This is a genomic window from Actinomycetospora chibensis, from assembly GCF_028737215.1.
Taxonomy (GTDB): Bacteria; Actinomycetota; Actinomycetes; order Mycobacteriales; family Pseudonocardiaceae; genus Actinomycetospora; species Actinomycetospora chibensis.
The window spans coordinates 213,968-230,892 of sequence record NZ_JAQZAM010000002.1 but is presented as its reverse complement, the minus strand read 5'-3'; the positions used below and the strand labels follow the sequence as shown (position 1 = coordinate 230,892).

Below are 16,925 nucleotides of genomic sequence, written 5' to 3'. Positions count from 1 at the left end.
CTCAGAACTCCTGACAGGTGACGGACACGGTCTCACCGCGCGGAACGTCACCCGTCGGCGACAGGTAGAGCACCCGGCACCGGGACGGGTCGCTCGGCTCGCCGCCGAGCACGGTGCCGACCTCCGCCTCCAGTCCGGAGTCCTGCAGGGCGGCCGCCGCCACCGACGCCGGTCGCCCGACGTAGTCGACGGGGTTGACCGACACGCCGTTCGCGGCCGACGAGCTCGTCGTGGTCCGCGACGTCCGGGTGGTCGTCGTGGGTCGGGGCGTCGTCGTCGAGGACGCCGCCGTGGTCTCGGTGGGGGGCGGCGGGGCCGAGGTCTCCGCCGAGTTGATCACCCAGAAGACCCCGGCGACCAGCAGCAGGGCGACGACCGCGAGCGCGGCCACCGCACCCCACGGTCCGCGGCGACGGGGCTCCTCGGGCCGGGACGCCCAGCGGTCGGGACGGTCCTGGCCTCGCGGCGGCGACGGCTCGCGCGACATCGCGGGCGCCACCCGGGTCTGCGGGTTGACCCGCTCGGTCGGCGCGGAGCCGGCACCGGGCAGGGGGAGCGGCTCACCGCGCCGGACGGCGGCGACGGCCTGGGCGAACTCGCCGCCCGTGGCGTAGCGCTGACGCGGGTCCTTGGCCAGGGTCGCCTCGATGAGCTGGCGGACCACGGGCGGGACGTCGCCCGGCAGCGGGGGCAGCGGGTCGCGGATGTGCATCATCGCGACCGTCACCGCGTTCTCCGACAGGTACGGACGGCGCCCCGCGAGGCACTCGTAGCCGACCACGCCGAGGGAGTAGACGTCCGAGGCCGGGCCCGCGTCGCCGCCGCCGGCCTGCTCGGGGGCGATGTAGTGCGCGGTGCCCATGACCATGCCCGAGCGTGTCACCGGGGCCGCGTCGACGGCCTTGGCGATGCCGAAGTCGGTGATCTTCACCTGGCCCGCGGGGGTCACGAGGATGTTGCCCGGCTTGACGTCGCGGTGGACGAGCCCGCGCTCGTGCGCGGCCTCGAGCGCCCATCCGCTCTGCTCGAGGATGTCGAGCGTGTAGTCGACGCCGAGGCGCCCGTGGACGGCGAGGATCTGGGCGAGCGGCTCGCCGCGGACCAGCTCCATGACGAGGTAGGCCGTCGGCACCTGCACGGTGCCGTTGGCCGTCGACCACTCGGTGGTGGTCTCGCCGTAGTCGTGCACCGCGGTGATGCCCGAGTTGTTCAGCGAGCCGGCCGTGCGCGCCTCGGTGCGGAAGCGGTGCAGGAACTCGGGGTCGCCGGTGAGCTCGGCCTTGAGGATCTTGACGGCGACCGTGCGGCCCAGGCGGGAGTCCTCGGCCTCCCAGACCTCGCCCATGCCGCCGACGGCGATGCGCCGCCCGAGCCGGTAGCGGTCGCCGATCAGCGACCCCGTCGTCGGCGCCATCAGCCGTCACCCCCCAGGGCGGCGGCGATGACCGCGCGGCCGATCGGAGCGGCCACCGAGCCGCCGGTGGCCTCCTCGCCGCGGTTGCCGCCGCGCTCGACGATGACCGACACCGCGATCTGCGGGTTCGGCACCGGGCCGAAGGCGTCGTACCAGGTGTGCGGGGGGTTGGTCTTCGGGTCGGCGCCCCACTCGGCGGTACCGGTCTTGGAGGCGATCTGGACGCCGGGGATCTTGCCCTCTCCGGAGCCGTTGTTCTCCGACCCGATCATGAGCTGGGTCAGGGTGTCCGCGGTGGACTGCGAGAACGCCCGGGCCAGGCGGTCGGGCTCGGTGGTGTCGACCGTCGAGAGGTCCTGGCCCTGGATCTGGGACACGGTGTTCGGGGTCATCGGGACGCCCCCGTTGGCCACCGTCGCCGCGATCTGCGCGTTCTGCAGCGGCGTGAGGCGGACGTCGCGCTGGCCGATGCCGGACTGGGCCACCGACGCGCCGTCGTCGAGGTCGCCGACCTGCGAGGGCTGCACCGGCATCGGGACCGTGAGCGCCGGGTTGTTGAAGCCCAGCGAGGTGGCCATACCCCGCAGCCGGTCGGCGCCGACCTGCACGGCGAGCTGCGCGAACGGCCCGTTGCAGGACTTCGCGAACGCGGTGGCGAACGGGACGGTCCCGCCGGGCCCGCACGGCTTGCCGTCGTAGTTCTCGAGCTGCGTCGTCGAGTCGGGCAGCGTGATGCGCGGGGCCGCGGTGACCGGGGTCTGCGGCGTGATCATCCCGGCCTCGAGCGCGGCCGCCGTGTTGACGATCTTGAAGGTCGAGCCGGGCGGGTAGGTCTCGTTGATCGCGCGGTTCGACAGCGTCGGCGGGTCGTCCTCGGTGAGTTCGTTCCACGCGTTCTGCTGCGTGGTGCCCGAGTGGCTCGCCAGCGGGTTCGGGTCGTACGACGGCGTGGAGACCATCGCGAGGATCTCGCCGGTCTGCGGGCGGATCGCGACCACCGAGCCCTGGTAGTTCCGCGAGGTCATGGCCTCGTAGGCCGCCCGCTGGATCCGCGGGTCGATGCTCAGCACGACGTTGCCGCCCGCCGGGTCGCGACCGGTGACGGCGTCGGAGATGCGGCGCACGAACAGGCGGTCGTCGGTGCCGTTGAGCACCGGGTCCATCGCGCGCTCCATGCCGCCCGCGCCGTAGATCTGCGAGTAGTAACCGGTGACGGGCGCGTAGAGCGGCCCGTCGGTGTACTGGCGCAGGAAGCGCAGGCGGTCGCCCGGGTCGGGGCTCTCGACGCTCTGGGCGAGCACCTCGCCGCCGGCCGAGATCTGGCCGCGCTGGCGGGCGTACTCGTCCAGCAGGACGCGGGCGTTCCGGGGGTCGGCGCGGTACTCGTCGGCCTTGACGACCTGGATCCAGGTGGCCTGGCCCAGCAGCAGCAGGACCAGCACCATGACCGCGAGGGAGACCCGTCGCAGCGGGGTGTTCACTCTCCTCGGGTCCTTCCTCGCGGGGCGCGGCCCGTGGGGGCCGCCGGTCCGGCCGGCTCCTGGTGGTGCACGCCGGACGGTGGGGTGCGCACCTGGTCGCGTTGCACCATCTCGGTGCTGGCCTCGGCCAGGGGCGCGAGCGGCGCCGACGGCCCGGCCGCCGGGCTGGGCCGCTTCTCGCTCGCGGGCTGGCGGGCCGCGTTCGACACGCGCAGCACCAGCGCGACCAGCGCGTAGTTGGCCACGAGCGACGACCCGCCGTAGGACACGAACGGCGCCGTGATGCCGGTGTTCGGGATGAGGTTGATGACGCCGCCGACGACGACGAACACCTGCCACGCGATCGCGAACCCGAGGCCCGCGGCGAGCAGCTTGCCGAAGGTGTCGCGCACGGCCAGCGCACTGCGCATCGCCCGGGTGGCGAGCAGGCAGTAGATGAGCAGCAGCGCCGCGATCCCGACGAGGCCGATCTCCTCACCCAGGGAGGTGAAGATGAAGTCGGTGCTGGCGAAGGGCACGAGCTCCGGGCGACCGGCGCCGAGACCGGTGCCGCCGACCCCGCCCGTCGCCAGACCGAACAGGCCCTGGCTGACCTGGAAGCCACGACCGTTGAAGTCGGCGAAGGGGTCGAGCCACACCGAGACGCGGGTCTGGACGCGGGACACGAACGTCCACGCCGCGAACGCGCCGGCACCGAAGATGACCAGACCGATGATCACCCACGAGATGCGCTCGGTGGCGACGTAGAGCATCACCAGCACGATCCCGAAGAACATCAGGGACGTGCCGAGGTCGGACTCGAAGACCAGCACCGCCATCGCGACGCCCCATGCCACGAGCAGGGGCCCGAGGTCGCGGGGGCGCGGGAACGTCATGCCGAGGAACCGCTTGCCCGCGCTGGTGAACAGGTCGCGCTTCACCACGAGGAACGACGCGAAGAAGACGACGAACAGGATCTTCGCGAACTCGCCGGGCTGGATGCTGGCCGGCCCGAGGCGGATCCAGATGCGGGCGCCGTTGACCTCCGAGAGCGAGGCCGGCAGCACCGCGGGCAGGGCGAGCAGCACCAGGCCGACGAATCCGGCGGTGTAGCCGTAGCGGGCGAGGGTGCGGTGGTCGGGCACGAGGACGAGCATCCCGACGAAGAACACGATGCCGATCGCGGTCCAGCCGACCTGGCGCAGCGCCTCCTGGGTGGGCTCGTCGTTGCCGAGGCTGGCCGCGCGGGCGATCCGGGCGAGGTCGACCCGATGGATCATGACCAGGCCCAGGCCGTTGAGCAGCGCGGCGAGGGGCAGGACGAGCGGGTCGGCGTAGGGCGCGAACTTGCGGACCGCGACGTGCGCCGCCGCGAGGATGGCCATGTAGGCGGCGCCGAGGTACAGCAGCGTCCAGGTGAGCTCCTGCTCCTGGTTCGCCTCGACGAGCACCAGGGCGCCGGTGGTGATGACCGCGGCGAAGCCGAGCAGCGCCAGCTCGACCCCGCGACGCGTGGACACGGCGGCCGCGACCGCGGGCCGCATGGCCGTGCGGTCGGCCGGACGCTCGATCCCGGGGGCCCCGGCAGGACCGGGGCCGGCGCCGCCGGGAGCGGTCGGGCGCGTCACTACGGCACCTGGCGGCAGTCCCGCCCCGGGACCTGCGGCTCGGTCGTGGTGGGCGAGGCCACCGGGGCCGGACCGGCCACGCCGGGGGCGGCGGTGGGCGCGGAGACCCCGGGCTGCGGCGCACCGGCCGGCGGCACGGTGCCGGGCAGCACGGCCGGCTGGCACGGCGGGAGCATCTGCTCGGCACCGAGCCGGGCGACGGTGGCGCGGGCGCCGTCCAGGTCCGCGACGCGGATGCCGTCGCCGGAGAGCTGCTGGCGCGCGACCGGCGTGAGGTCGGCGATGCGCAGGCCGGGGTTCTCGACGACCTCCTGCAGCGTGACGCCGAGGAAGGTGCCGGGCACGCCCTGGTAGATCGCGACCTGGTCGCCGCTGCTGGCCACGTAGTACTGGTTGTCGACGTAGATCTTCGCCGCGATCACGGCGATGAGGGCGAGGGCGACGACGGCCAGTGCGGCGAGGGCCAGGCGCAGGCGTCCGCGCTTCGCGCCACCCCGGCGCGGGGTCTCGGAGACCGCGGGCGCGGGACGCGACTCGGGCTCGCTGCGGGTCAGCGTCGCGGCGGAGGCGCGCGCGGCCGCGGAGTCGCCCGGCGGGCGGTCGGGGCGGCCGTCGCCGGCGGCGCCGCCGTAGATGGGGTCGTGCTCGCCGTAGTCGACGTCGACGACGTCGGCGACGATGCAGGTGACGTTGTCCGGGCCGCCGCCCTTGAGGGCGAGCTCGATGAGCCGGTCCGAACAGTCCTGCGGGTCGGCGATCGTCAGGGCCTCGGCGAGGGTTTCGGCGCTCACGACGCCGGAGAGCCCGTCGGAGCACAGGAGGTACCGGTCACCTGACCGCGCCTCCCGCACCGTGAGGGCGGGTTCGACGTCGTGGCCGGTGAGAGCGCGCAGCAGCAGCGAGCGCTGGGGATGGCTCGCGGCCTCGTCCTCTGTGATCCGGCCCTCGTCGATCAGGGACTGCACGAACGTGTCGTCCCGCGTGATCTGCGTGAGGACGCCGTCACGGAAGAGATAGGCGCGACTGTCGCCGACGTGCACCATGCCCAGCCGACTGCCGGCGAACAGCACCGCGGTGAGCGTCGTGCCCATGCCGTCGAGGTCGGGCTCCTCGCTGACGAGCTCGGTGATCGCGTCGTTGCCCTGGGCGGTGGCCTCGGCGAGCTCGCCCAGGAGGTCGTCACCGGGCTCGTCGTCGTCGAGCGGCACGAGGGCGGCGATGACCAGCTTCGAGGCCACCTCGCCGGCCGCGTGCCCGCCCATGCCGTCGGCGAGGGCGAGCAGGCGCGGGCCCGCGTAGACCGAGTCCTGGTTGTTCTGCCGTACCAGGCCCCGGTCACTGCGAGCGGAGTAGCGCAGCACCAGGGTCACGGGACGATCCTGCACGGGAGGGGATGGGGGAACGACACCCGGGTCCGGATGACGGGTGTCTCCGCGGCGGAGTCGGGCGCCGCCGCGGTCATGACCGGAGCTCGATGACCGTCTTGCCGATCCGGATCGGGGTGCCGAGCGGCACACGGGTCGGTCCGGAGACCTTGTTGCGGTCGAGGTAGGTGCCGTTGGTGGACCCGAGATCCTCGACGTACCAGTCGTCGCCGGACTGGGAGATGCGCGCGTGCCGGGTCGACGCGTAGTCGTCGTCGAGCACGAGCGTGGAGTCGTCCGCCCGACCGATCATGATCGGGCGGCCGTCCAGGGCGATACGGGTGCCCGCGAGGGCACCGGCGGTGACGATCAGGGCCTTGGGGCCCGAGCGACCGCCGCCGCGGGCCGGCTTGGACGTGCCCCCTCGCGGGGGCCGTCGGCCGCCGGGCGCCGCGGCCCGCAGACCCGAGGCCGCGTAGAGGTCGCTGCGCACGACCCGCAACGCGGCGAGGACGAACAGCCACAGGAGGGCCAGGAATCCGGCCCTCGTGATCTGGAGGACGAGTTCGGGCACGCCGTCGGGCCTTCGGACCTCAGCCCTGCGCGCGGAACAGCAGAGCCGAGTGGCCGACGCGGATGGTGTCGCCGTCGGCGAGCTGCCACGTCTGCACGGGCGTCCCGTTGACGGTGGTGCCGTTCGTCGACCCGAGGTCCGACAGGGTGGCCTGCTGGCCGTCCCAGTTGATCTCGAGGTGACGACGGGAGACACCGGTGTCGGCGAGGCGGAACTGGGCGTCCTGACCGCGGCCGATGACGTTCGAGCCGTTGACGAGCTGGTACGAGCGGTTCGAGCCGTCGTCCAGGGTCAGCGACGCGGTGAGCTGACGGGTCTGCACGCCGCCGTAGCCGCCACCCTGCTGGCCGTACTGGTCGTAGCCGCCCTGCTGGGCGTACGGGTCGTAGCCGCCCTGGCCGTACTGGCCGCCGTAGCCCCCCTGCTGCGGGTAGCCCTGGGGCTGGCCGTACTGGTCGTAGCCCTGGGGCTGGCCGTAGCCCTGCTGGGGCTGGCCGTACTGGTCGTACCCCTGGGGCTGGCCGTAGCCCTGCTGCCCGTACTGGTCGTAGCCCTGCTGGCCGTAGCCCTGCTGGGGCTGGCCGTACTGGTCGTACCCGGGCTGGCCGTAGCCCTGCTGGGGCTGGCCGTACTGGTCGTAGCCGGGCTGGCCGTAGCCCTGCTGCGGGTAGCCACCACCCTGCTGCGCGTACGGGTCGTAGCCGCCCTGCTGGGGGTAGCCGCCCTGCTGGGGGTAGCCCTGCGGCTGGCCGTACTGGTCGTAGCCGCCCTGCTGCGGGTAGCCGCCCTGCTGGGGGTAGCCCTGCTGAGGCTGGCCGTACTGGTCGTATCCGGGCTGGCCGTAGTTGCCGTCACGACCCTGCTGGTCGTCCGGGTAGCGGCCGGGTGCCTGACTCATGGGCTGTTCTCCTGCGGATCGGGGGCTCGCGGCCCGTCGCCGCGACGCGTCGGGGTCAACGGACGACCTGGTGCGGAACTGTCCCGTGTGCAGCGCGTCGGAACGCTCCAGAGAGACTACGACCTCACCGTAAGTCTCCCACCCGCCCTCCGTGAGGTGCTCCTCCACGACCTCGATGAGCGAGTGGGTGATGGTCTCCTCGTCGCCGGCCAGGCGTTCGTGGTCCGCGGGACTGAGCACCACCGTGTACTGATTGGGCGCCAAGCGGCGCCCACCTGCCAACTCTCGCACGCCGTCCTCCGCCTCACGGCGAAGACCCTGTGCGATCTCCTGCGGGACGACCTTGCCGCCGAACACGCGTGCGAAGGCGTCACCCACCAGACCTTCGAGCTTCCGCTCGAAGCGCTGTGCGCGCCCCACCGCGATCCCTCCTCGTCCGACACTCGCCCGGTCGCCTCGCATGACTGCTGCCCGGTCCGGAGTGTCGCCACACCGGCCGGGCAGTTCCGATGGTATCGGTCGCCGTCGCGAGGGCGTGGACCTCCTTCGGGAAGGCCCGAAAGCCCCGTGCTAGCGTTCGAATCAGATCACTCCGGGCGAGTGGCGGAATGGCAGACGCGCACGGTTCAGGTCCGTGTATCCGAAAGGATGTGGGGGTTCAACTCCCCCCTCGCCCACCCCTCCGGTGCCACCCCGCGTGCCCCCGGCACGCTCGTCGTCCCCGCGTGTCGTCCGCCGCGGGGGCCGGACCACCTCCCTCCGGGGCGCCGTCCTGTGCGCCCGGTGCGCCGGGCGGCCCTGAGCGTCACGCCGACGCCCGCGTGCGGGACCCTGGAACCCTGCGGTTCCACCCACCCCCGGAGAGGACGCCCCCGGATGCACGACGCACGGCTCCTGCTCGAGCTCGGTGACGAGGCGGTCCGCCGTCTGGGTCGGCGCGGCTACGCGCTCGACCTGTCCGGCCTCGAGGCGCTGTCGTCGCGACGGGCGCGGGCCATCGGCGCGGTCGACGAGCTGCGCGCCGAATCGAAGCGCGCCGCCGCCGAGGTCGGGAAGGCCGCGAAGAGCGGGTCGCCGTCGGCCGACGTGGATCGGCTCAAGGAGCGCGCCCGCGAGCTCAAGGAGCGCATCCGCGAGGCCGAGGAGGAGGTCGAGGCCGCGGAGGCCGCGCTGCGCGACCTGCTGCTCACGATCCCCAACCTGCCGTCCGACGACGCCCCCGACGGCGCCTCGGAGGCCGATGCCGTCGAGGTCCGGCGCGTCGGCGACCTCCCCGCGCTCGACGCCCCGCGCGACCACGTCGAGCTCGGCGAGGCGATGGGCATCCTGGACTTCGGTCGCGCGGCCAAGCTCTCGGGCGCCCGGTTCAGCGTCGCGCGCGGCCCGGGGGCGGTGCTCGAGCGGGCGCTGGCGACGTTCTTCCTCACCCTGCACACCGGCCGGCACGGCTACACCGAGTTCTCCGTCCCCTACCTCGTCACCGGGACGACGATGACCGGCACCGGCCAGCTGCCCAAGTTCGCGGACGACCTCTTCCGCACCGGCACCGACGAGCGTGACCTCTGGCTCATCCCCACCGCCGAGGTCCCGCTCACGGCGCTGCACGCCGACGAGATCCTCCCCACCGAGTCGCTGCCGCGGGCCTACACGTCGTGGACGCCGTGCTTCCGCTCCGAGGCCGGCTCCTACGGCCGCGACACCCGCGGCATCCTGCGGCTGCACCAGTTCTCCAAGGTGGAGCTGGTGCGGGTCTGCGCCGCCGAGGAGTCGGACGCCGAGCTCGAGACGATGCTCGGCCACGCCGAGGCGTGCCTGCAGGAGCTCGGGCTCGCCTACCGGGTCGTGCGGCTCGCCGCGGGCGACATGGGGTTCAACGCCCGTCTGACCTACGACATCGAGGTGTGGCTGCCGAGCCAGGGCACCTACCGCGAGATCTCGTCGTGCTCCGACTGCGGCACGTTCCAGGCCCGCCGCTCCGGTATCCGGTCGAAGGACGCGCAGGGCACGCGGGGGCAGGTGGCGACGCTCAACGGCTCCGGCCTGCCGATCGGGCGGACCATGGCCGCGGTGCTCGAGCAGTGCCAGGCCGAGGACGGCTCGGTGACGCTGCCAGAGGTGCTCGTGCCGTACACCGGGTTCCGCCGGCTGCTGCCCGACGGCACCACGGAGTAGGCGGGAGGAGCCGCCTACCTGCGGATGGCCGCGAGCTGGTGCGCGTGGCCGACGAGGCGCCCCGCCGGGTCCCACACGCGGCATGTCTCGTGCATGCGGTCCGTGCCGGCACGCTCGACCCACTGCACCACCCGCAGGGGGCCGGGCACGGGCGCCGCGACGACGTGCGCCGAGAGCGACATCGTCGGCGACCACCCCGCGAGCCCCATGTCGAACGTGGCCGGCGGCAGGATGTCCAGCGCCACCAGCAGGCCCTCCGGGGTCCACGGCTCGCCGCAGTCGAGCGACACCCAGCCCGCGACGCGGCCCTCCCCGGAGGGACGTCCCCGCAGGAACCCGGTGGTCCGCGGGTCGAGCCGGGTGTCGAGGACACCCATGATCGGCAGCGAGCCGCGCCCGTCGTCCGTGGCCGTCGGGCTGCGCGGGCAGTCGTCGACGGGCGTGAGCTCGGGTGGCCCGGGCTCGTGGTCGTCCGGCGACAGCGCGGCGGGTGGGCCGAGCACGCAGGCCGCCTCGACGGCGGGTCCGTCCTGGTCGAGGCGGACGCGGAGCTGCGACGCCCCGCGCCCGAGCCGCAGGACGGTGACCTCCATGGTCGCCGGCCCCGGCTCGGGGGCCCGCAGGAACGTGCCGGTCACCGCCTGCGGGCAGGTGTGGTCCGGTCGCTCGTCGGCGATCGCCGCCCGGGCCGCCCGCGCCAGCACGGCCAGCAGGTAGCCGCCGTGCAGCTTGGGCCCGATGCTCCACTGCTCGTCGAGCAGGATCGTGTAGTGACCGGGCCGCTCGGTCGGCTCGGGGCGCGTCGCCTTGTCGAACTCAGCCATGCGCGGCGCCGGTGCTCCGGGGAGGCCTCACGACTGCGGCGGGCGCGGCCAGTCGGCGGCGTCGTCGCGCGGCGGGTGCGTGGGGCGCGTCGGCTCGGTGGCGCCCCGGGTGGGCGGGCCGACGGGCCCGGTCGGGGGCTCGGTCGGGCCGGGACCCGTCGTCGCGGCCCCGGGGCCGGCCGGCGCCCCCTCCGCGTGCGGCGGGGTCGCGTCCGGGGTCCCGGTGGGCGTGGTGCTGCCGGGGGGCTGCGTACCGGGGGGCTGGCTGCCGGCCGGGCGGGTGCCGGACGGCGGCGTCACGGGCTCGGTGCCGTCGCCGGCCGCCGCGCCGGGGGCCTTCGGCTCACCGGTGCCCTGCTTGGCGACCCGGCCGACGCTCTCGCCGACCTTGGCCTCCGCCTTGCCGATCCGGTCGGCGTACTTGCCACCGGTCTTCTGGTCGACCCAACGGGCCGCCTTGCCGACGGCGCCGAGGATGCTGTCCTCGTTGTCGGCGACCTTCTTGCTCGCGGTGTCGCGCAGGTCGTTGGCGAACTGCTTGCCCTGCTGCACGTAGTCGTCACGGCTCATGGGTCCTCCAGGCCGACGGGGGTTCGAGCTGGCACGGTACCCGGGGCACGACCCGTGCCACACCCGATCGGGAGCCGGTCCCGGCCCGGCCCTGCTGGTTCCGGAGGCACCCCGTGCGGCAGGGTGGCCGTCGGACGCGCCGGGCGGCCAGGCACGATGGGCACTCGACAGCGGTCCGACGGACACCTGTGTCCGAACGGGACGACGCCGACGCACAGGGTCGGCAGCACGTGGATCGAGGAGGCGCGCGGGCGTGAGTTCGACGGAGGCGGGCCCGCCACCCACCGTGGGCGGCGGGCGCTACACCCTCGGCGACCTCATCGGACGTGGCGGCGCGGCGGAGGTCTACCGGGCGCGGGACGAGCTGCTCGGGCGCGACGTCGCGGTCAAGCTCTTCCCGGCCGGTGTCGGCGAGGCCGACGAGTCCCGCCGGCAGCGCGAGGTCCAGACGCTGGCCGGGATGAACCACCCGGGCCTGGTGACGATCTACGACGTCGGCCAGGAGCGCGACCGCGCCTACTTCGTGATGCAGCTCATCGAGGGCGAGTCCCTCGCCGACCGCATCCGCACCGGACCGCTGGCGCTCGGCGACGTGGTCGCGCTCGGCTCGGCGCTCGGCGACGCGCTCACCTACGTGCACCGTCACGGTGTCGTCCACCGCGACATCAAGCCCGGCAACGTGCTGCTCGACACGGACGGGCGCCCGCACCTGTCGGACTTCGGCATCGCCGTGCTCGCCGACGCCACGAACATCACCGCCACCGGCATGGTCATCGGCACGGCGTCCTACCTGTCGCCGGAGCAGGTGCGCGGCCAGCAGGTCGGTCCGGCATCCGACGTCTACGCACTGGGCCTCGTGCTGCTCGAGTGCATCACCGCCCGGCGCGAGTACCCGGGCAACGCCCTCGAGGCGGCCGTCGCCCGGCTGCACCGCGCGCCGGAGATCCCGCCCGAGCTGCCCGGACCGCTGGGCGGTCTGCTGGCCGCGATGACGCGCGACGAGCCGATGGAGCGCCCGACCACCGAGCAGGTCGTCGGCGAGCTCCGCGCGCTGGCCCGCGAGAGCGGGATGGACGCCGAGACCGTGCTCGCCCCGGCGCCCGTCACCGGCAGCGGCGCCATGCGCACGACGGCGATGGGCACCGGCACCGGCCCCACCGCCTACGCCCCGATGGCCGGCCCGGCCACGGGCGGCGCGACGCGCCGGATGGGGACGCCGCCCGGGGGCTACGCCCCGGCGGCCACCTACGGCACGGCGGGCTACGGAGCCGCCGACCCGACGGCTCTGGTCGGTGGTGCGCCGGCCCCGGAGCAGCCGGCGCCGAGGCGCGGTCGCCGCGCCGCGGTCGTCGCCCTGCTCGCGCTGCTGCTCGCCGGCGGCGTGGGCGGCTACTTCCTGCTCTCGAACCGTGAGGAGGCGGCGCCGCCCGTGATCCCGGCGGCGCCCCCGGCCTTCACGTCGAGCAGCACGACCACCACGCAGGAGGAAACGACCACGCGGTCGCGGCGGACCACCACCGTGGCGCCGACCACGACCGTGGCGCCCCCGCCCGTCGTCCCCACGACGCAGCGCACGACGACCACGACGCGCAGCGTCCCGGCCAACCCGATCCCGGAGCCCGGCACCGGCGGCACCGACACCGGCACCGGCACCGACTCCGGCGGCACCGACGAGCAGCCGGTGCTCCCGGCGCCCTAGGGGCCGGGTCGGTCCGTCGGCGTCGCGCCGAACTCGCCGGCGAGCACCCCGCGCCGGAAGGCCGTCCACTCGTCGTGGCGGAAGAGCAGCACGGCGTCCGAGGAGGTCTCGCGCACGAGGCGGCCGCCGTCCTCGTCGGCCGTGACCTCCACCGCCCCGTTGGCGGACGGGGCGTCGTGCGCGACCTCGCGCAGGAACGCCGCCCACGCCGGCCCGTCGAGGTGCAGCACGGCACCCTCGCCGTGGGACTTGGTGTCGCGCAGGTAGGTGGCGCCGTCGGCCTCGAGGACCTCGACGCAGCTCGCGCCGTTGGAGCTGAAGCTGGAGGTCCGCCATCCGTGCGTCGTGGCCATGTGTCTCCTTGCACCGGGGGAGCGGTACGGCGAATGCCGGCGCCGGAGGCGTCCACGTGGCTCAGAAGTCCAGCGCCGTGCGGCGGCTCCGGATCACCTCCAGGGAGGCGTCCACCGGCAGCGCCGCGTCGCGGAGTCTGACAGCGGCCGTGCGGTATCCGCCAATCCGGTCAGGATCTTGAACGTAGACCGCTCCGTCCTGGAACTCCACGTAACCGATCGATCGCGCAACGTCGAAATCGAGCAGGGTGAACTCGCCGTCGAGCCCGTCGTGGACGGCGACCGCCAACGGCATCACCCGGATGGTGACGTTGTCCTGCGCCGAGAGGGTGAGCAGGTGGTCGAGCTGCTCGGCCATCACCGCGGGGCCGCCGACGAGACGGTCGAGGATCGTCTCCTCGATCACCGCCTCGTACTGCAGCGGGCGCGCCCGGTCGTGGAGGCGCTGCTGGCGCGCGAGGCGCAGGCCGACGACGCGCTCCACGTCGACGACCGGGACGCGCAGGGGATCGACGAGCAGGGCCGTGGCGTAGGCGCGGGTCTGCAGCAGCCCGTGGAGCAGCAACGGCTCGTATGCGAACGATGCCGCCGCCAGGCCCTCGAGGCCCACGAAGGTGCGCAGCCAGTCGGGCACGACGTCCGCGAACGGCGCCCACCACGTGCCGCGGTCGGAGGCCGACGCGAGCGACGCGAGGCGTTCCACGTCGCCGGGGTCGGCGCCGTAGGACCGCAGGAGCATGCCGACCTCGTCGGGGCGTTGCTGGTTCTTGCCCTGCTCCAGATAATTGATCTTGGCGTGGGTGCAGCTCAGCACCCGGGCCGCGGCCGACTGGGTGTGCCCGGCCTGTTCCCGGGCGGCCCGGAGCTCGTGACCGATCAACCAGCGCAGCGCGCTGGGATCGATCCGGTCGGGTCCGGCCCCGTTGCGGTCGACCACGCCCTCCCCCCGGGCCCGCGACGCCACCGATCGGCGCCGTTCGTCCGGGGGAGGGTAGCCAGTGGAGCCGACAGCAACCGGCAAACTACTCTTTGCTCTACATGTAACCCACCGGACGCGTGACGCGGAGGCCCCGGTGTCCGACCGTCGTGTGGAGCCCGCGGTGGAGGCGGCACGCGCCGTGTTCCCCGGCCGGGACGCCTGGATCCTGCCGACCGAGCCCGCCTGCGGGGTCCTGACGACCACCGCCACCGGACACCGCGCGACGCTGACGCACTGCCGCTGCGGCCTGCCGGTCAGCGGCGAGGGCTGGGACGTCGCCGTCGACCCCGAGCCCACGGACGTCGTGGCCGTGACGGTGCTCGGCCAGGTGCCCTCCGTCGCCCGGTGGGACCGCGGTGCCGACGGGCTGTGGCACCCCGGTCGCTCGCGCTACCAGTCGCCGGGACCCTCGCTGCCCTGGCGCGCGCTCGGCGTGTGCGGGGCGTCCCGGCGCCACCGGATCATCCCGGTGGCGAGTCGCCTGCGCTCCTGACCCTGCGATCTACGAGTGGCGTCGGAACAGCGGCGCCCGGCCGGCCGGCTGCTCGACCTCCCCGATCTCGGGGGCCGGCGGGACGTCGAGGGTCACCGGACCGTCGACGCTCAGCGTGAACTTCTCGTCGTGGTGGCTGAGCTCGAGGTCGTCGCCGTGCTCGAGGGTGTAGGTGGTCTCGGCGCCCGCGACGGCGATGTGCACCGAGCGCCCGCGCCACTGGATGCGGAACCGCAGCCCGGAGAGTGCCTCGGGCAGGCGGGGCGCGAAGGACAGTCGCCCGTCGTGGGTGCGCATCCCGCCGAGGCCCAGCACGACCGCGGTCCAGGCGCTGCTCATGGCCGCGAGGTGCACGCCGTCGCGGACGTTGTGCTCGAGGTCGGCGAGGTCCATCTGCGCCGATTCGCACAGGTAGTCGTAGGCGAGGTCGAGGTGGCCGGTCTCGGCGGCCATCACGGCGAGCGTGCCGGGCGAGAGCGACGAGTCCCGGACGGTGATCCGCTCGTAGTAGACGAAGTTGTCGTGCTTCTGCTGCGGGGTGAACGCGTCCGGGCACTGGACCATGGCGAGGACGAGGTCGGGCTGCTTGACGACCTGCTTGCGGTAGAGGTCGAAGTACGGGTAGTTGAGCAGCAGGGGGTAGGTGTCCTCGGGCGTGTTCTCGAAGTCCCACACCGCGTGGCGGGTGAAGCCCTCGCTCTGCTGGTGGATGCCCAGGGCCTCGTCGAACGGGATCACCATCGCGCTCGCCGCACTGCGCCAGCTCGCGACCTCCTCGGGGGTGACGTGCAGCCGCTCGGCCTCGCGGGGCCAGCGGACCGCGGCGTCGGCCGCGCCGCGCAGGTTCTTCTGCGCCATGAGGTTCGTGTACACGTTGTTGTCGGCCACCGCGGAGTACTCGTCGGGGCCGGTGACGCCGTCGATGCGGAACGCGCTGTCGCTGTCGTGGTGGCCCAGCGAGCGCCACAGCCGCGCGGTGGCCACCAGCAGGTCGACGCCGATCTCGCGCTCGAACTCCTTGTCGTCGGTCGCCGCGACGTAGCGCATGGCGGCGTCGGCGATGTCGGCGTTGACGTGGAACGCGGCGGTGCCCGCGGGCCAGTAGCCCGAGCACTCCTCGCCGTTGATCGTCCGCCAGGCGAACGCGGCGCCCTTGAGGCCCAGGTGCTCGGCGTGCGCGTAGGCGATGTCGAGGGTGCTGTGGCGCCAGCGCAGCGCGTCGGCGGCCGCCCGCGGCTGGGTGTACATGAACACCGGCAGCACGAACGTCTCGCCGTCCCAGAAGCAGTGCCCGTCGTAGCCCTGCCCGGTGAGGCCCTTGGCGCCGATCGCCCGGTGCTCGGCCCGCGCGCCCGCCTGCAGCACCTGGTAGAGGCAGAACCGCAGCGCCTGCTGCAGCCGCGGGTCGCCGTCGATCTCGAGGTCGGCCTTGTCCCAGAATGCGTCGAGGTACTTGCGCTGCGCGGCGACGAGCCCGTCCCAGCCGGTGTAGACCGAGGCGTCGAGCGCGGCCTCGACCTGGTCGACGATCGCGGGCTGGGAGCGCTGGCTCGACCAGCCGTAGGCCATGTACTTGACCACGCGGAGGGTCTGGCCGGGCTTGAGTCGGGTGATCACCGTGGTGCGTCCGACGTTGTTGGAGCACGAGCTCGTGACCTGGGCGTCGTCGGGCCCGAAGACCTGGTGCTCCATGGCCGCGCCGACCCGCAGCTCGGACCGCCGCGTCTGGTGGGTCATGCGCGCGCCGTGGCTGGAGTTCGAGTGGTGCTCGGGCACCAGGACGTCGTGCAGCGCGGCCGCGACGCGCGGGTCGCCCTCGATGACCGGCATCTGCTCGTTCGCGAAGAGCTCGGACTGGACGACGAGCAGCGCGTCCGAGCCGGCGTCCTCGGGCACACCGACCTCGTAGGAGATCGCCGCCACCGACCGCTGCGAGAACGACACGAGCCGCTCCGACGTCACCGTCACCCGCTGGCCGTTGGGGGAGACCCAGTCGACGTGGCGGGTCAGCGTGCCCGCGCGCATGTCGAGCGTGCGGCTGTGCGCGCGCACCTGGCCGTAGCGCACGTCGAGCGGCTCGTCGTCGACGAGCACCCGGATCAGCTTGCCGTTGGGGACGTTGACCAGCGTCTGGCCCTCGTCCGGGAAGCCGAACCCGCCCTCGGCGTGCGGCAGCGGGCGGGACTCGAAGAACGAGTTGAGGTAGGTGCCCGGCATCGCGTGCGGCTCCCCCTCGTCCAGGTTGCCGCGCATCCCCACGTGCCCGTTGGCCAGCGCGAACAGGGATTCGGTCTGGGGCAGCGCGTCGAGGTCGACGTGCGCTTCGTGGATCGTCCAGGGGTCGACGCGGAACGCGTTCGTGATCACGGGGTCTCCTCGTCCACTCCGGATGCGCGCGGTCCGCGCCCCACCTCCCTGAGGAGACGTCGTCGATCTCCTGCTCGGGTGCGCGGGAGCGTAGCCGCCGCGTGTGACAGGGGCGGGAATACGGTGGTAC

Annotated in this window: 14 protein-coding genes and 1 tRNA gene; 4 read left to right on the top strand and 11 right to left on the bottom strand. The window is 73.7% G+C overall.

Annotated elements, in window-relative coordinates; genetic code table 11:
- Position 1: 1 nt before the first annotated feature.
- The 6 genes from PH189_RS03555 to PH189_RS03530 form a co-directional block, all read right to left on the bottom strand.
- Complete coding sequence (locus PH189_RS03555; RefSeq protein WP_274187370.1) at positions 2–1,414, bottom strand: serine/threonine-protein kinase; 1,413 nt, start codon at positions 1,412–1,414, stop codon at positions 2–4.
- A complete protein-coding gene (locus tag PH189_RS03550) occupies positions 1,414–2,895 on the bottom strand; it encodes a peptidoglycan D,D-transpeptidase FtsI family protein (protein WP_274187369.1) in 1,482 nt (493 codons plus the stop codon). Before PH189_RS03550 ends, PH189_RS03555 begins: the two co-directional genes overlap by 1 nt.
- Complete coding sequence (locus PH189_RS03545) at positions 2,892–4,418, bottom strand: FtsW/RodA/SpoVE family cell cycle protein (protein ID WP_274187585.1); 1,527 nt, start codon at positions 4,416–4,418, stop codon at positions 2,892–2,894. The genes PH189_RS03550 and PH189_RS03545 overlap by 4 nt, the downstream gene beginning before the upstream one ends.
- 83 nt (positions 4,419–4,501) lie before the next feature.
- Positions 4,502–5,872, bottom strand: a complete 1,371-nt coding sequence (locus PH189_RS03540; RefSeq protein ID WP_274187368.1) for a PP2C family protein-serine/threonine phosphatase — start codon at positions 5,870–5,872, stop codon at positions 4,502–4,504.
- 88 nt (positions 5,873–5,960) lie between these two features.
- The gene (locus PH189_RS03535) at positions 5,961–6,440 is read right to left on the bottom strand and encodes an FHA domain-containing protein FhaB/FipA (protein WP_274187367.1); all 480 of its coding nucleotides are present in this window, start codon (positions 6,438–6,440) and stop codon (positions 5,961–5,963) included.
- A gap of 19 nt (positions 6,441–6,459) precedes the next feature.
- Entirely contained in the window at positions 6,460–7,758 is a 1,299-nt protein-coding gene (locus PH189_RS03530; RefSeq protein ID WP_274187366.1) for a DUF3662 and FHA domain-containing protein, read from the bottom strand.
- Between the two features lie 174 nt (positions 7,759–7,932).
- On the opposite strand from PH189_RS03530, the gene PH189_RS03525 reads away from it, so the two are divergent.
- Both PH189_RS03525 and serS read left to right on the top strand, forming a co-directional pair.
- A tRNA-Leu gene (locus PH189_RS03525) sits at positions 7,933–8,015 on the top strand.
- A 199-nt stretch (positions 8,016–8,214) separates the two neighbouring features.
- On the top strand, positions 8,215–9,510 hold the full coding sequence (serS, locus tag PH189_RS03520) for a serine--tRNA ligase (protein ID WP_274187365.1): 1,296 nt from the start codon (positions 8,215–8,217) through the stop codon (positions 9,508–9,510).
- 14 nt (positions 9,511–9,524) lie between these two features.
- Here the strand turns inward: serS and PH189_RS03515 are convergent, their stop codons facing one another.
- Together PH189_RS03515 and PH189_RS03510 are read right to left on the bottom strand one after the other, a co-directional pair.
- Entirely contained in the window at positions 9,525–10,334 is an 810-nt protein-coding gene (locus PH189_RS03515; RefSeq protein ID WP_274187364.1) for a thioesterase family protein, read from the bottom strand.
- A gap of 27 nt (positions 10,335–10,361) precedes the next feature.
- A complete protein-coding gene (locus tag PH189_RS03510; protein WP_274187363.1) occupies positions 10,362–10,904 on the bottom strand; it encodes an antitoxin in 543 nt (180 codons plus the stop codon).
- Between the two features lie 253 nt (positions 10,905–11,157).
- Between PH189_RS03510 and PH189_RS03505 the strand changes: the two genes are divergently transcribed.
- Positions 11,158–12,603 (top strand): serine/threonine-protein kinase, encoded by a 1,446-nt coding sequence (locus PH189_RS03505; protein WP_274187362.1) that lies wholly within the window; start codon positions 11,158–11,160, stop codon positions 12,601–12,603.
- Here PH189_RS03505 and PH189_RS03500 read toward each other — a convergent pair.
- The gene (locus PH189_RS03500) at positions 12,600–12,956 is read right to left on the bottom strand and encodes a DUF397 domain-containing protein (RefSeq protein ID WP_274187361.1); all 357 of its coding nucleotides are present in this window, start codon (positions 12,954–12,956) and stop codon (positions 12,600–12,602) included. The genes PH189_RS03505 and PH189_RS03500 overlap by 4 nt on opposite strands.
- Positions 12,957–13,017: 61 nt before the next feature.
- Entirely contained in the window at positions 13,018–13,893 is an 876-nt protein-coding gene (locus PH189_RS03495) for a helix-turn-helix domain-containing protein (RefSeq protein WP_274187360.1), read from the bottom strand.
- Positions 13,894–14,029: 136 nt separating this feature from the next.
- Here PH189_RS03495 and PH189_RS03490 point away from each other — a divergent pair, with 136 nt between their 5' ends.
- Positions 14,030–14,428, top strand: coding sequence for a hypothetical protein (locus PH189_RS03490; protein ID WP_274187359.1), 399 nt, complete (start codon positions 14,030–14,032; stop codon positions 14,426–14,428).
- 9 nt (positions 14,429–14,437) lie between these two features.
- Here the strand turns inward: PH189_RS03490 and PH189_RS03485 are convergent, their stop codons facing one another.
- A complete protein-coding gene (locus tag PH189_RS03485) occupies positions 14,438–16,795 on the bottom strand; it encodes a glycoside hydrolase family 65 protein (protein WP_274187358.1) in 2,358 nt (785 codons plus the stop codon).
- Between the last annotated feature and the right edge of the window lie 130 nt (positions 16,796–16,925).

Coding starts and splice junctions, on each gene's coding strand:
- PH189_RS03515 (WP_274187364.1), bottom strand. CDS start 10,334: ATGGCTGAGTTCGACAAGGCGACGCGCCCCGAGCCGACCGAGCGGCCC.
- PH189_RS03510 (WP_274187363.1), bottom strand. CDS start 10,904: ATGAGCCGTGACGACTACGTGCAGCAGGGCAAGCAGTTCGCCAACGAC.
- serS (WP_274187365.1), top strand. CDS start 8,215: ATGCACGACGCACGGCTCCTGCTCGAGCTCGGTGACGAGGCGGTCCGC.
- PH189_RS03555 (WP_274187370.1), bottom strand. CDS start 1,414: ATGGCGCCGACGACGGGGTCGCTGATCGGCGACCGCTACCGGCTCGGG.
- PH189_RS03545 (WP_274187585.1), bottom strand. CDS start 4,418: ATGCGGCCCGCGGTCGCGGCCGCCGTGTCCACGCGTCGCGGGGTCGAG.
- PH189_RS03500 (WP_274187361.1), bottom strand. CDS start 12,956: ATGGCCACGACGCACGGATGGCGGACCTCCAGCTTCAGCTCCAACGGC.